Source organism: Actinoplanes sp. NPDC020271 (genome assembly GCF_044388125.1).
Lineage (GTDB): Bacteria > Actinomycetota > Actinomycetes > Mycobacteriales > Micromonosporaceae > Actinoplanes.
On record NZ_JBIRWQ010000002.1, the window covers coordinates 251,182 to 265,343 of the forward strand.

10 protein-coding genes are annotated in these 14,162 nt (G+C 72.5%); 7 read left to right on the forward strand and 3 right to left on the reverse strand.

Annotated features, from left to right (window positions below; genetic code table 11):
- Positions 1 to 53: 53 nt before the first annotated feature.
- From cobO to ACH442_RS04870, 3 genes are read left to right on the forward strand one after another with little or no spacing between them, the layout of a single operon-like run.
- Positions 54 to 653 carry a cob(I)yrinic acid a,c-diamide adenosyltransferase gene (cobO, locus tag ACH442_RS04860; RefSeq protein WP_396121243.1) on the forward strand — a complete coding sequence of 200 codons (600 nt, stop codon included), beginning with the start codon at positions 54 to 56 and terminating at the stop codon, positions 651 to 653.
- Positions 647 to 2,017 (forward strand): cobyrinate a,c-diamide synthase, encoded by a 1,371-nt coding sequence (locus ACH442_RS04865; RefSeq protein ID WP_396121244.1) that lies wholly within the window; start codon positions 647 to 649, stop codon positions 2,015 to 2,017. Before cobO ends, ACH442_RS04865 begins: the two co-directional genes overlap by 7 nt.
- Positions 2,014 to 2,508: a cobalamin biosynthesis protein gene (locus ACH442_RS04870; protein ID WP_396121245.1), complete on the forward strand. Its 495-nt coding sequence runs from the start codon at positions 2,014 to 2,016 to the stop codon at positions 2,506 to 2,508. Before ACH442_RS04865 ends, ACH442_RS04870 begins: the two co-directional genes overlap by 4 nt.
- 252 nt (positions 2,509 to 2,760) lie before the next feature.
- Here the strand turns inward: ACH442_RS04870 and ACH442_RS04875 are convergent, their stop codons facing one another.
- The 3 genes from ACH442_RS04875 to ACH442_RS04885 all read right to left on the reverse strand — a co-directional run bounded on the left by ACH442_RS04875 (position 2,761) and on the right by ACH442_RS04885 (position 9,589).
- Complete coding sequence (locus ACH442_RS04875; RefSeq protein WP_396121246.1) at positions 2,761 to 4,239, reverse strand: glutamate--cysteine ligase; 1,479 nt, start codon at positions 4,237 to 4,239, stop codon at positions 2,761 to 2,763.
- 196 nt (positions 4,240 to 4,435) lie between these two features.
- A complete protein-coding gene (locus ACH442_RS04880; RefSeq protein ID WP_396121247.1) occupies positions 4,436 to 4,957 on the reverse strand; it encodes a hypothetical protein in 522 nt (173 codons plus the stop codon).
- 3,894 nt (positions 4,958 to 8,851) lie between these two features.
- Entirely contained in the window at positions 8,852 to 9,589 is a 738-nt protein-coding gene (locus ACH442_RS04885; RefSeq protein WP_396121248.1) for an ATP-binding protein, read from the reverse strand.
- A 147-nt stretch (positions 9,590 to 9,736) separates the two neighbouring features.
- Here ACH442_RS04885 and secA2 point away from each other — a divergent pair, with 147 nt between their 5' ends.
- From secA2 to ACH442_RS04905, 4 genes are all read left to right on the forward strand, one after another.
- Complete coding sequence (gene secA2, locus ACH442_RS04890) at positions 9,737 to 12,028, forward strand: accessory Sec system translocase SecA2 (RefSeq protein ID WP_396121249.1); 2,292 nt, start codon at positions 9,737 to 9,739, stop codon at positions 12,026 to 12,028.
- 376 nt (positions 12,029 to 12,404) lie between these two features.
- Positions 12,405 to 12,866, forward strand: coding sequence for a winged helix-turn-helix domain-containing protein (locus tag ACH442_RS04895; protein WP_396121250.1), 462 nt, complete (start codon positions 12,405 to 12,407; stop codon positions 12,864 to 12,866).
- Between the two features lie 3 nt (positions 12,867 to 12,869).
- Positions 12,870 to 13,502, forward strand: a complete 633-nt coding sequence (locus ACH442_RS04900; RefSeq protein ID WP_396121251.1) for a uridine kinase — start codon at positions 12,870 to 12,872, stop codon at positions 13,500 to 13,502.
- A 187-nt stretch (positions 13,503 to 13,689) separates the two neighbouring features.
- Complete coding sequence (locus ACH442_RS04905; RefSeq protein ID WP_396121252.1) at positions 13,690 to 14,112, forward strand: TraR/DksA family transcriptional regulator; 423 nt, start codon at positions 13,690 to 13,692, stop codon at positions 14,110 to 14,112.
- The last annotated feature ends 50 nt before the right edge of the window (positions 14,113 to 14,162 follow it).

Below are 14,162 nucleotides of genomic sequence, written 5' to 3' on the forward strand. Positions count from 1 at the left end.
AATGGTCAGCGGATGCCTGGTGCGGGCGGATCCGCGTACGGGAGAGGGTTGAGATGCCGCAGGGGAAAGTGACGACCGTGCCCGACGACGGGCTGACGACGCGGCAGCGCCGGCGACAGGCGGTCTTCGCCGTGCACACCGGGCCCGGCAAGGGGAAGTCGACGGCCGCGTTCGGGATGGCGCTGCGGGCGTGGAGCGCGGGCTGGCCGATCGGCGTGTTCCAGTTCGTCAAGTCGCAGAAGTGGAAGGTCGGCGAGGAGTCCGCCCTCAAAGCGCTCGACGGCGTCAACGGCACGCCCGTGACCTGGCACAAGATGGGCGAGGGCTGGTCCTGGATCCAGCGCGCCGGGACGGAGCGGGATCACGCCGCCGAGGCCGCCGAGGGCTGGGCGCAGATCAAGCGTGACCTGGCGGCGGAGACGTACAAGTTCTACGTGCTGGACGAGTTCACCTACCCGATGAAGTGGGGCTGGGTGGACGTCGCCGACGTGATCGAGACGCTGAACGACCGGCCCGGCACGCAGCACGTCGTGATCACCGGGCGGGACGCGCACCCCGACCTGATCGGGGCGGCCGACCTGGTGACCGAGATGACCAAGATCAAGCATCCGATGGACGCGGGTCGCAAGGGACAGCAGGGCATCGAATGGTGACGACTCCACGGGTGGTGATCGCCGCGCCGGCCTCCGGGCACGGCAAGACGACCGTGGCCACCGGGCTGCTCGCGGCGTTCGCCCGGCGCGGCGTGCCGGTGGCGCCGTTCAAGGTCGGGCCGGACTACATCGACCCGGGCTACCACGCGCTGGCCGCCGGGCGTCCGGGGCGCAACCTCGACCCGGTGCTGGTCGGCGAGCACCTCGTCGGCCCGCTCTTCGCGCACGGCGCGCAGGGTGCCGAGCTGGCGATCGTCGAGGGCGTGATGGGGCTCTACGACGGGCGTACCGGGGCCGGTGAGACCGGGTCCACCGCGCAGGTCGCCGAGCTGCTGCAGGCGCCGGTGATCCTGGTCGTCGACGCCGCCGCGCAGGGCCGGTCGATCGCGGCGGTGGTGCACGGGTTCCGCAGCTTCGGCACGGTCCGGCTGGCCGGGGTGATCCTCAACCGGGTCGGCTCCGACCGGCACGAGCAGATCCTGCGCGACGCCTGCGAAGAGGTCGGCACGCCGGTGCTGGGCGCGCTGCGCCGGGCCGACGCCGTCGCGGCCCCCAGCCGGCACCTCGGGCTGGTCCCGGCCGCCGAGCGCCGCTCCGAAGCCCTGGCCTCGGTCGACGCACTCGCCGCCCTGGTCGCCGCCGCCGTCGACCTGGACGCGGTGGCCGCGGTCGCGCGGACGGCGCCGCCCCTGGACGCGGAGCCGTGGACACCGCAGGAGGCGGAACCGGTCGCGGGCCGCCCGGTCGTCGCGCTCGCGGGCGGGCCGGCGTTCTCCTTCGCCTATGCCGAGACGGCCGAACTCCTGGCCGGGGCCGGCGCCGAAGTGGTGATCGTGGACCCGCTGCGCGACGAGTCCCTGCCCGACGGTGCTCGCGCGCTGGTCGTCGGCGGTGGCTTCCCGGAGGTGTATGCGGCGGAGCTCTCCGCCAACGAGCCGCTCCGTAAATCGGTGCGGGAACTCGCGACGGCCGGGCACCCGATCGCGGCCGAGTGCGCCGGGCTGCTGTGGTTGTGCCGCACGCTGGACGGCGCTCCGATGTGCGGCGTCCTGGACGCCGAAGCGGCGATGACCCCCACCCTGACGCTGGGGTACAGGGACGCGGTGGCGCTGTCCGACAGCCCGCTCGCGCCGGCCGGCACCCGGGTGACCGGGCACGAGTTCCACCGGACCACGGTGCATCCGCGGTCCGGGGTGCTGCTGTCGCCGGCCTCGGAGGCGGCGTGGGCGTGGCGCGGGGCTGACCCGGAAGGGTTCGCGTCGGCGGCGATCCATGCCTCCTACCTGCATCTGCACTGGGCGGGGCATCGGGGGTTCGCCTCGCGGCTGGTGCGCGCGGCAGCGGGGGTGACGGCGCCGGAGTGATCGCTGTCGGAGTGGGGGCTCGGGCGGGCGTCGGCCCGGCGGTTCTGGTTGCCGCGGTTGAGGCGGCGCTGGCCGAGGCCGCGGTGGGGCGGGCGCGGGTGAGCACGGTGGCCACTCTTGATCGGCGGGCGGCTGAGGCGGGCTTCCGGTTGATGGCTGAGGGCTTCGGGTGGGGGCTGGTCGCGTTCACCGCCGCCGAGTTGGCCGAGGCTGTTGCCGGGTCGGCGGGGACCGCTGCCTCGCTGGGCGGCGGCGGCGCCGGGCTGGGTGCCGGTGATGCCGGGCCGGCTGGGGGTGCTGCCGGGCCGGCTGGGGGCGCTGCCGGGCGTGAGCCTGTGGTGTTGAGCGGGCGGGTGGCTGCGGCGGTGGGGACGCCGAGCGTGGCCGAGGCTGCTGCGCTGCTCGCGGCGGGGGCGGGGACCGTGTTGATCCTGCCCAAGCGGATTCTCGGCGGGGTGACGGTGGCGATCGCGGGATCGGCGGAGAGCTGAGCGGCGACGCCGGGCGGCGCTGGATGCGGCCGAGGCGGCCGCTGAGCGGCGACGCCCGGCGGCGCCGAACGCGACCGAGACGGCCGCTGAGCGGGCGCCGGGGGAGGCCGCCGGGGGCTTCGTGGCGTGGCCGCTGGACCGGGGTCGTGGCGCGGGGCCGGCGGCTCCGGCCGGTCGATCTCCCGGCACGGCGGGTGGGCTCAGGCCGTACCGGGAAATCGTGGTGAGCTCAGCCAGGAGCGGCCTCGGGCGTCAGGCGGAGATCGGCCACTCGTGGACCGGGATGTTCTCGTGCATCAGCGGGAGGTACCGCCGCAGCATCTCGTGCAGCGCCCGCTGCCGGTCGGCGCCCTGCTTCTCCAGTTCGTGCAGCGTGTCGACCTGCCACGACGCGCCGTTCTGCTGGCGCAGGCAGCGCTGCTCGATGATGCCCATCAGGCGGTCGCGCTGGTCCGGCGAGACGCCCCAGCGGTCGAGCCCGTCGGCCGCCTGCGGCAGCAGCCGGCGCAGCACCAACTCGGTCACCGGCACCGTGCCGACGCCGGGCCAGAACACGCTGGCGTCGATGCCGTGGCGGGCGCAGGCGTGGAAGTTCTCCTCGGCCGCCCGGAAGCTCAGCTGCGTCCAGACGGGGCGTTCGGCCTCGGCGAGGCTGCGCGCCAGCCCGTAGTAGAACGCGGCGTTCGCGATCGTGTCCGCGACCGTCGGCCCGGCCGGGAGGACCCGGTTCTCCACCCGCAGGTGCGGCCGCCCGTTGACCACGTCGTAGATCGGCCGGTTCCAGCGGTAGACGGTCCCGTTGTGCAGCCGCAACTCGCTCAGCGCCGGGACCTCGCCGCGCTCCAGCAGGTCGGCGGGGTCGTCCTCGTCGCAGATCGGCAACAGTGCCGGGAAGTACCGGACGTTCTCCTCGAACAGGTCGAAGACGCTGGTGATCCAGCGTTCCCCGAACCACACCCGCGGCCGTACGCCCTGGGCCCTGATCTCCTCCGACCGCGTGTCCGTGGCCTGTTCGAAGAGCGGGATCCGGGTCTCCCGCCACAGTTCCCGCCCGAACAGCAGCGGCGAGTTCGCGCCGAGCGCCACCTGGATCCCGGAGATCACCTGGGACGCGTTCCAGTACGCCGCGAACTGGGCCGGACTGACCTGCAGATGGAACTGGGTGCTGGTGCACGCCGCCTCGGGCGCGATCGTGTCGGTGGTGACCGCCAGCCGGTCCACCCCGTCGATCCGGATGTCCAGGTCCTCACCGCGGGCCGCGAAGATCTGCTCGTTGAGCAGTGCGTACCGCGGGTTGGCGGAGAGCGAGTCCCCGGTCAGGTGTTCCCGGCGCAGCGTCGGCAGGATCCCGATGGTGACCATGTGCACGCCGACGGTCCGGGCTTTGCCCTCGGCGTGGTTGAGGCTGGCCCGCAGGCTCTTCTCCAGGTCGGCGATGTCGTCACCGCCGAGCCGCCGGGGAGGCAGGTTGATCTCGATGTTGAACTGGCCCAGTTCGGTCTGGAAGTCGGGGTCGGCGATGGCACCGAGCACCTCGGAGTTCCGGAACGCTGGGTCGGCGTCGCCGTCGATCAGGTTGAGTTCGATCTCCATGCCGGTCATCTGCCGTTCGAAGTCGAAACGGGACTCGCGCAGCATCGTCGCGAACACGTCCAGACTCCGGCGGACCTTCTGCCGGTACCGGGTCCGGTCTTCCCGGGAGAATTCCGTCTTGTCGACTTTTTCGCCCACCGGGCACCACCTTCTTCAGCCGTCAGCGGTGAGGGAGAACGGGCGTCGTCGCAGCGGTCCCCCCGGACTCATGATTACCGCTGTCGATGCCTCTTCTCATCCTCGGAGAGCGGCATTTACGGGTGGTGGTTAACCGTGCGTCGAGCATGGACGCCCCGGTACCCGATCGTCACGTTTCCTACGCCCCGGCGTCCGGTCAGTGGAACAGGACGAACATCAGCGCGGCGACGACGGCAAGACCGGCGGTGGCCTGCAGCAACATTGCCGGGCCGAGGTGGGACCAGCGAGTCGGGATGCGCGGGGTGAGCGGCTGCATCGTGGTCAGGTTCACCACCTGGGTCAGCTTCACCGGCAGGGTACGGTCACTCTGCGGCTCCGTGCGCACCTGCACGAGATCCCCGCGGTGCAGGGCCGACTGTGGCAGCTGGCCGTGCATCTCGATCTCGTAGGTCTGCCCGAGATCGTCACGCAGCCGGACCGGCGTGACCAGGAACTCCGGGCCGCTGCGCAGCTCCCGCAGGCTGCGCCGGGCCGGTTTCATCCGCAGCAGCGAGGCCAGCAGCTGGGCGATGCCGGCGGTGAGGAACACCGCGATCGCCAGGGGCCGCCCGACCCGCACCTCCCGCGTGTACGAGGCCTGGAAGCCGATGAACCGGCCGGTGATGATCGGGCTGACGTGCCGGAGGATCCGCTCGCGCTGCAGCTCGGTGTCGTCCATGGGGGATCACCTCCTGGATGTTCCTCAATGTTACGGAGTGGGCTCGGATGCGCACCGTGAGTGAATGGTTAAATCCTGATCTTCTTCTCCTTACCAACCGGCGACGGGACCCGCGCCGGATACCGGGCAATTCCCGCCGACAACCCACCGATCTGCGGAAACTCGCCCTTCCGGGGTACCCGCCGGGGTGAACTGGACGACGAGTCTCGCGAAAAGTGCGGGCGGGGGGCGGAGACCAGTGGCACCGACGAACTACGTCAATCCGGACAGTGTGCTGGCGCGTACCGCGCGGGAGATGATCAACGCCCACCCTGTTGACGAGGGGCTCACCCGCTGCCCGGCCTGCGGAGAAGAGCCGCCGTGCCGATCCGGGCAGGCCGCGGCCGAGGTGCTCGCGGCCGCCGGGCTGATGGAGGCGTCCGGGCTGATCGCGGCGACCCGGGTGGCCTTCGCGCCGCAGGCGGGAGCACCGGCGTTCCGGCCCGGGCCGAGGCCGACCTCGCCGGATGCGTCGCTCGCGGAGTTCTCGCCGGCCTCCTTCGTCTCACCGGCTTCACCAGTTTCACCAGTTTCACCTGCGGAATCGTGGACCGAATCGCGGCTGGGCGGGCTGTTGCGCAATGCCGGGCCGAGCGCCGGGGGGATCGCGGGCGGTGGGGGACCAGGAGGCAATGCCGGTCCCGGTTTTATTTCGCAAACAGCGAGCAATGGTACGAACGGTGCACCGTCCGCGGGTGGTCCGAGGGTGCCGGAAGAGCCGCCGGCGCGTAGCGGGCGTCATGCCGGGCCGGAAGTCAACCGGACCCAAGGGTGGAGCGGGGAAGCGGAGAGCGGCCGGAGAGGAGCCCATGCGGCTCCGTCGTCGCCTGCGCCGTGGGCTGCCGGGGGGATCGGGCTCCCGGGGGTGGCGCCGTCCGAGGGAACTGCCGGGTTCGCCGGTTCCGGTGGTGATGACGGCGATTCGTGGCCGTCCGCCGGAAGCGGGCCGTTGTCGAGGACCGGGTTGTCGGCGGGGACCGGGTTGTCGGCCGGCAGTGGGTTCTCGGCGGGGAGCGGGCCCTCGGCCGGAAGCGGGCCTGAGGCGGGCGGCCGGCAGGCTTGGTCCGAGTCCGGCTCGGCTGCGTCCGGGTTCGGGGCCGGTGGGGGTCAGCTGGCCTGGTCCGAAGGTGGCAACGCGAGTGATCTGAGCAGCTGGCTGCCGCCGGACTCCCGATCCGCTGGGGTGGGGTCCGGCCGTGGGGACCTCGCGGCCCCTGGGGACGAGCAGGAGTCAGGGCTGAAGGCTTGGCAGGTCACCGAGCCGCCCGCGGCCGGGGAACTGAAGCCGTGGTCGGCGCCGATCGAGGCAGCGCCCGCGGGTGGCGGGCTGAAGCCTTGGGCTGTCTCGGAGCCTGCTGAGCCCCGGTCCGCGCCCTTGCCGCCGGCGAGTGAGGCGCCTGCGGGTAGCGGCCTGAAGCCGTGGCCCGCGGCTGACACCGGTGGCGAGGCGGCTTCCGGCAGTGGGTTGACGGCTTGGCCTGTGGCGGAGCCCGCTGGTGGTGAAGCGGCGGCGGGAAGCGGGTTGAAGCCGTGGCCTGCGGCGGAGCCCGCTGGTGGTGAAGCGGCGGCGGGAAGCGGGTTGAAGCCGTGGCCTGCGGCCGGGCCTGCCGGTGGTGACGAGGCTGCGGTCAGCGGCCTGAAGGCGTGGCCTGCCGCCGAGCCGCGTCCCGGCGAAGGGACTGCGGGGAGTGGCTCGAAGCCGTGGCCCGCGGCTGACGCCAGTGGTGAGGGGGCCGGCAGTGGGCTCACGGCTCGGCCCGCCGCGGAGCCGGCTGCGGAAGGGCTGCGGCCCTGGCCGGCGGCGGAACCGATGGCTGAGGCGGCTACCGGCAGCGGTCCGGCGCCGTGGCCGGCGGCGGGTCCGGATGCTGGTGAGGCGAGCACCGGGAGTGGCTTGAAGGCGTGGCCGCCGGTGGAGGGTGCCCCGGGTGCGGCACCGGCCGGTATCTCCGGTGGGCCAGCAGCGCCGGGCGGGACGGGGCATGCCGAGGCTGTGGGAATCGCCGGGATCGTGGGGCAGGCCGGTTCGGGGCTTCCGGGCGTGGGGCCCAGCGGGCTTGGCGAGCAGGCTGGTGCGGGGCCCGGCGAACTCGGCGGGCAAGCGGGTGCGGGGCTGAGCGGGGTGCCGTCGGGCGCGGGTGCGGGGCTGAGCGGGGTGCCGTCGGGCGCGGGTGCGGGGCTGAGCGGGGTGCCGTCGGGCCTGGGGCAGCCCGGTGCCGGCCCGAGTGGGATGCCGTCGGGCGGTGGGCCGCAGGGACCTGGTGCGGCCGTCGGTGGGGTTGAGGGTCCGGGGACGGCGCAGGCGGTCGGGACTGGGCCGGGTACTGCGCCGTGGGCTACCTCGCCGCCCGCCGAGGCTCAACCGGAACAGGTCTGGACGGCACCGGGAGGCGACCCGATGACGGCCGCTGGGCACGGTGGTGCCTCGGCGGCGGCTGCGGAGCAGGGTGGTGCACCCGTGGATCTCGGCGGGGGAGCGGCTCAGCCCCGGGCTGCGGGGCCGGTGGCGGGGGAGTCGTTCACTGCTGCTGCGCCGCAGGGTGGGGTGTTGCCGGGGTTCGATGAGAGGGTTGCTGCGCCGGGTTCGGCGTACAGCCAGCAGAACAGTCCGTTGGATGCGCCGCGCTTCGTCCGTTCTGCTCGGCCGGGCGGGGCAATGGCGCAGCCGGGCTTCCCGGGAATGGATCAGGGGATGCCCGCTGCGGTCCCCGGGATGGTGCCGCCGGGGATGCAGGGTGTGGCTCAGCCGCCGGGTGTCATGCCGCATCCGGCCGGTGGGGACTATCTGCCGTCCGCGGCTGTGATGACCGGGGCCGCGCCGCACGCTCCGGCTGGGCCGCCTGCGGCTGGTCAGATGCCGGCCGGGATGGGTCAGGCGCCGGCCGGGATGGCGCCGGGGATGGGTCAGGCGCCGGCGGCGACGGCTCCCGGAGCGGGCCAGATGCCGGCGGCGACGGGCCAGGGGCCGGCGGCGACGGGTCAGGGGCCGGCGGCGACGGGTCAAGGGCCGGCGGTGGGGCATGGGGCGGTCGGTCAGGTTCCGGGAGCGGGGCAGAACCGGCCGGGTCTGCAGCCGCCGGACATGGGGCAGCACAACCCGTCCGCGGCTGCTGCGCGGCCGGGTCTGCAGCCGCCGGACATGGGGCAGCACAACCCGTCCGCGGCTGCTGCGCGGCCGGGACTGCAGCCGCCGGACATGGTGCAGCACAACCCGCCGTCCGCAGGGGCGCCTGGTGCGCGGCCGGGTCTGCAGCCGCCCGACATGGGACAGCACAATCCGCCGGCGGCAGGTGGCCGGCCGGGTCTGCAGCCGCCCGACATGGGGCAGCACAATCCGCCTGCGGCGGGGCGTCCCGGGTTGCAGCCGCCGGACATGGGGCAGCACAACCCGCCGTCGGCCGGAGCGGGCCAGGCGGAGGGGGCCGGTGCTCCGGTGGACGATTCGAACGCACCGTCCGGGCTTCCGGGTCGTGGTGCCGCTCGTCCCGCCGCTGCCCCGCCGGCGGATGTCGCGGACAACGCGGCGCCGGACGATCCGACAGCCGCGCCCAGTGGGCTGCCCCGGCGTTAGAGCGCGCTCGGGAGCCCCGCAGCACGGACGACCGACGGCGGTGAACCTGCTGGTGAGGCTCGGCGGCGGGGCTGCTGGTCGCGGGTTGCCGGAACGCCGGGCGCCGGGGTTCGGGCTGACGGAGGGCCGGGCGCGGGGGCTCGGGCGGGGCTGACGGGGGCCGGGCGCGGGGCGCGAGCGGGGCTGCCGGCTGATTCGCAGGTGGGTCGTCCCGTGCTGGGGCACGGGCGTTTCATGGCGTACCGAAAAGGGATTTTGATCGGGAAATGTAGGTGCGGGCGGGGTCAGGCCAGGGCCGGGATCAGGTGGGTCCAGACGACTTTGCCGTCGCTGACCGGGAGCACGCCCCAGTTCTCGGAGAGTTCGCGGACCAGGCGCAGGCCTCGGCCGCCGGCGTCGGTCAGGCCCGGGTCGAGGGCTTTCGGCAGGTGGCGGCTGCCGTCGCGGACCGCCATCGTGATCCGGCCGTCGCGGTGGCCGAGGGTGAACTCCATGGTCGTGTGCGCGTGGCGGACGACGTTGGCGACGAGTTCGGTGGCGATCAACGCGGCCGTCGCGGTGAAGTCGGTGCGGTGCCAGCGGGCGCAGGCCTGGACGACGAGGTTGCGGACCTGGCGGCAGGCCTCGGGAACCGGGCGCAGGCGGACGCGGACGCGGTCGGGCTGCGGGGTGCGGCCGGCCTCGGCCAGGGCGGTGGCGCAGTCGCCGGCGAGCTCGACGGTGGCGCAGCCGGGGACGGTGGCGAGCGCGGCGGACGTGCCCGGATCAGCCCCGCAGACGACGATCGGCACGTTCGGGAACTCCGCGGTCTGGCAGACCACCGAGCCGAACGTGCCGAAGGCGAACGGGTCGGCCACCTTTAATCGGCTGACGTCGAGCAGCAGTTTCACCGGTTGAACGGCGAGACTGCGGCGCACCGCGGCACCCAGCGCGTCGCCGGTGAGATGGTCCAGGGTGCCGCTGACGGTCAGCACGGCCACCGGAAGGTCGCGTTCCGGCCGGCAGACAAGCTGGCTGGGCATCAGGCCTCCTTCCGGTGAGGTCGAGTCGAGAGAGCAGGTGCCCGGCGTGATGGGCAGGCAAACCACCGCTCGTGGGCGAATCTCGTCCGGACGGCGCGCGGGAGTCCGGCGGATGGGCACCAGCGAAATAAAGTACCGTTGCGCGCCATGGGTGTGTCGCAGCGTTTGAAGAACCGATTCCGCAAGTTTTTGCAGCGTCCCGGCACGACTGTGGACCTCGGCCCGCTGTCGAAGCGCCTGGACTCGATCGAGGCCCGCGAGGAGGCTCTGAAGGAGCTGGACGACGCGGCGCTGACCGACGCCGCGCGCGAGGCGTCGGATTTCACGGAGATCTGCGCGGTGGGCCGGGAGGCCGCTCGCCGGGCGATCAACCAGCGGCCGTACGACGTCCAGCTCCTCGGCGCGATGGCCCTGCTCTCCGGGCGGGTCGCGGAGATGGCCACCGGTGAGGGCAAGACGCTCACCGCCACGATCGCGGCCTACGGGCACACCCGCCTGGGCAACGGCCCGGTGCACGTGCTGACGGTCAACGACTACCTGGCCAAGCGCGACGCCGAGTGGATGGAGCCGATCTACACGCTGCTCGGCCTGACCGTCGGCTCGGTGACCGAGTCGATGACGCCGGAGGAGCGCCGGGAGGCGTACGCGGCGGACGTCACCTACGTGTCCGTCTCCGAGGCCGGCTTCGACTACCTGCGCGACCAGCTGGTCACCGACGTGGCCGACCGGGTGCAGCGCGAGCTGGCCACCGCGATCGTCGACGAGGCCGACTCGATCCTGATCGACGAGGCTCGCGTGCCGATGGTGCTGGCCGGCTCGACGAACACCGAGAGCGACCCGGTGCACGAGGCCGCCGAGCTGGTCAAGGGCCTGCGCAACGGCAAGGACTACGAGGTCGCCGAGGACGGGCGCAGCGTCGCCTTCACCGAGGCCGGCCTGAAGAACATCGAGGAGCAGCTCGGCGGCATCGACCTGTACGCGGACGACCAGGTCGAGCACCTGTCCGCGGTGAACGTCGCGCTGCACGCGCACGCCCTGCTGCGCCGGGACGTGGACTACATCGTCCGTAACGGTGGCGTCGAGCTGATCGACGAGATGCGCGGCCGTGTCGCCCAGCGCCGCCGCTGGCCGGACGGGCTGCAGGCGGCCGTCGAGGCCAAGGAGGGGCTGTCCGCGACCGCCGAGGGCGAGGTGCTGAACACCGTCACGGTGCAGGCGTACATCGCGCTCTACACCACGGTCTGCGGCATGACGGCGACCGCGGTGCACGTCGGTGAGCAGCTCCGGGAGTACTTCAACCTCGAGGTGGCGGTCGTCCCGTCGAACACCCCCAACATCCGTGAGGACGACCCGGACCGGATCTACTCCGCGCACGACACCCGCGACGAGGCGCTCGTCGAGGAGATCAAGATCGCGCACGACAAGGGCCGCCCGGTGCTGATCGGCACCCTGGACGTGCAGGCGTCCGAGCGGCTCGCCGAGCAGCTGGCCGAGGCCGGTGTGCCGAGCAACGTGCTGAACGCCAAGAACGACGCCGAGGAGGCGTCGATCATCGCCGAGGCCGGCGCGGTCGGCGCGGTCACCGTCTCCACCCAGATGGCCGGCCGTGGCGTCGACATCCGCCTCGGCGGCAGCGACGAGAAGGACCGCGACAAGGTCGTCGAGCTGGGCGGGCTGTACGTGATCGGCGCCGGCCGCCACGACAGCCGCCGCGTCGACGACCAGCTGCGGGGCCGGGCCGGCCGCCAGGGCGACCCGGGTGCCTCGGTCTTCTTCGTCAGCCTGGAGGACGAGCTGGTCTCCCGGCACGCGGGCGAGATCCTGCCGGCGTCGCCGCGGATGGACATGGACGGCGTCGTGCACGACGCGCAGGTGGACTACGCGGTCGAGCACGCCCAGCGGGTCGCCGAGGGCGTCAACCACGAGATCCACCGCAACACCTGGCGCTACAGCGTGGTGATCGAGCAGCAGCGCCTGCTGCTGGCCGAGCGGCGCGAGCGTCTGCTCACCTCCGAGGTGGCCGCGATCATGCTGCTGGAGAAGTCGCCGGAGAAGGCCAAGGAGACCGACGAGGACGTGCTCTCCGACGCGGCCCGGGCGATCGCGCTCTTCCACCTGGACCGGCTCTGGGCCGACCACCTGGCGTACCTGTCGGAGGTGCGGGAGGGCGTGCACCTGCGGGCGCTGGGCAAGCTCGACCCGCTGGACGAATTCCACCGGTCGGCGGTTCCGGCGTTCCAGGATCTGCTGACGAAGGTGGAGGAGCGGACCATCGAGACGTTCGAGGAGGTCGATCTCACCGACGGCTGGGAGCCGGATCGGGCCGAGATCGTCCGGCCGAGCGCGACGTGGACGTACCTGGTGCACGACAACCCGTTCGGTTCCGAGCTGGACCGGTTGATCGCGGCTGTGGGCCGCCGACTCACCTCGGGTGGCTGATTTCACGTTCGTTTGGTTTTCGGGGGCGTCGCGCGAGCGTGACGCCCCCTTCGTGTTGTTCCGGCCCAGCTCAGACGCATGAGGTTCGGCAATGCTTAATGAGGCTGACAGAAAGCGTTACCGGAATGCATTCGTGTTACCGGGAACAATATGGAACGTCTTTCTCACACTGTGGATCGTGGCTTGACCCGGAAAGCGGCCGACCGGAAATATCAGGCGCGCTTTACGCACAGTGATCACTCGTATTCGCTTGCCGTAACAAATTTCTTTGGGGGATCAATCAATGCCGGTCAGCGCATTGTCGCCGCGAGCCGATCGTCGATCTGCCGGACCGGGCCGCGGTCCGGGCAACCGGCGCTCCGAACCGGCGCTGACCGTGACGCTCGCCATTCCGCTCACCGGCGACGCGGTCTCCCCGCAGGCGCACCGCCTGCTCGCCGCCGTCCGTGAGCTCGTCGAGCTGAGCCGCGGCACGGTCACCGTGGAATCGGCCGCCGTGCCGGCCGAGCCGGAGCCCGAGCCCGTCCCCAGTGGCCCCGAGGTGCGGCTGCTGACCGGCTCCCGCCAGGTGCTGCTCGAAGGCGAGGCGGTCCCGCTCACCCGGCTCGAGTTCGACCTGCTGCTCTACCTGGCCGAGCGGCCGCGCCGGGTGTTCAGCCGGGCCCAGCTGCTCGCCGGGGTGTGGGGTTACGAGCGGGCCGGGGAACGCACCGTCGACGTGCACGTCCGGCGGCTGCGGCTCAAGCTCGGCGCCAGCGTGCCCGCGGTCACCACCGTCTACGGCGTGGGCTACCGGCTGGCCGACGACGCCCGGGTGACGATCATGCCGCACGATTGAGGCATGCGCGCCACACCCGTCTCGTTCGAGGTCCTCGTCCATGATCTGACGGAGCGGCTGGCCGGTCGGGAATCCGACAGGAGGGTCCGGGTGGCCGTGGACGGGGCCGACGCGGCCGGGCCGGACCGGCTCGCCGATGCGCTCGTCGACCCGCTGCGGGTCCTCGGGCGACCGGCCGTGCGCGTCGACACCAGGGACTTTCTGCGGCCGGCGTCGGTCCGGCTGGAATTCGGGCGGGCCAACCCGGACTCGTTCTACGCCGGCTGGTTCGACGAGGCCGGGCTGATCCGTGAAGTGCTCGACCCGGCCGGGCCCGGAGGCAGCGGGCGCGTCGTCACCCGGCTGTGGAACGCCGAGACCGACCGGGCCGCGCGGGAGCCCTACCAGGACCTGCCGCGGAACGCGATCGTGCTGGTCAGCGGGCCGTTGCTGCTCGGCTCCGGGCTGCCGTTCGACTTCACCGTCCACCTTGAGCTCACGGCCGCCGCGCTGGACCGGCGGACCCCCGCGGAAGCTCGGTGGACGTTGCCGGCGTTCGCCCGATATGTGGACGAGGTGGCCCCGGAAACGTTCGCGGACGTGGTGGTCCGCTTCGACGATCCACGGCGTCCGGCCCTGGTCACAGCCCTGGACTGACCCTGAGGGTGATCGTTGGCACAAGACCCGTGGGCCGAGTCCGTGGCGGAACCGACCACTGACAGTTATGCTCCGGTTACTTTTTTGCGGGGGTCTCGTTTGGGACCTCCGTCGGTGGGTATCAGGCGGCTCCACAAGCCGGACCGGGAACCCGCCGGCTGGGCTGAGGGAAGGGCAGGGGGACTGCATGCTCGTCAACGGAGCGGTTGTGGCCGGTAAGGGCGGTAGCGCGGTGAATCGACGTTCCACCGATGAGGTCGAGCAGATCCGGGTGCTCCTGCGGACCAGGTTCGAGGAGCTCGACGCGGAGTACGAGGAGGCCGTCGCGCAGAGCCATCGGCTGCGGCTGGTCGAGATCGGTGACTCGGCCGGGGACGACCAGGCCGACAGCGGGTCCAAGACGGCCGAGCGCGACGCGGCCGGGTCGCTGCTGCGGACGCTGCTCGACCGCCGGACCCAGGCGGAATATGCGATGCAGCGGCTCGAGGACGGGACGTACGGGAACTGTGAGGGTTGCTCGAACCCGATCCCGGTGGAGCGGCTCGAGGTGTTCCCGTCGGCGACCACGTGCGTGAACTGCAAGCAGGTCCGCGAGCGCCGGGCCAGCTGAGGCGTCCCGGCACCGTTCGCGGTGCCGGCGGGTGCCCGTTTCCGTGGGGG

Coding starts and splice junctions, on each gene's coding strand:
- ACH442_RS04880 (WP_396121247.1), bottom strand. CDS start 4,957: ATGGACGACACCGAGCTGCAGCGCGAGCGGATCCTCCGGCACGTCAGC.
- ACH442_RS04905 (WP_396121252.1), top strand. CDS start 13,690: ATGCTCGTCAACGGAGCGGTTGTGGCCGGTAAGGGCGGTAGCGCGGTG.
- ACH442_RS04865 (WP_396121244.1), top strand. CDS start 647: ATGGTGACGACTCCACGGGTGGTGATCGCCGCGCCGGCCTCCGGGCAC.
- ACH442_RS04885 (WP_396121248.1), bottom strand. CDS start 9,589: ATGCCCAGCCAGCTTGTCTGCCGGCCGGAACGCGACCTTCCGGTGGCC.
- secA2 (WP_396121249.1), top strand. CDS start 9,737: ATGGGTGTGTCGCAGCGTTTGAAGAACCGATTCCGCAAGTTTTTGCAG.
- ACH442_RS04900 (WP_396121251.1), top strand. CDS start 12,870: ATGCGCGCCACACCCGTCTCGTTCGAGGTCCTCGTCCATGATCTGACG.
- cobO (WP_396121243.1), top strand. CDS start 54: ATGCCGCAGGGGAAAGTGACGACCGTGCCCGACGACGGGCTGACGACG.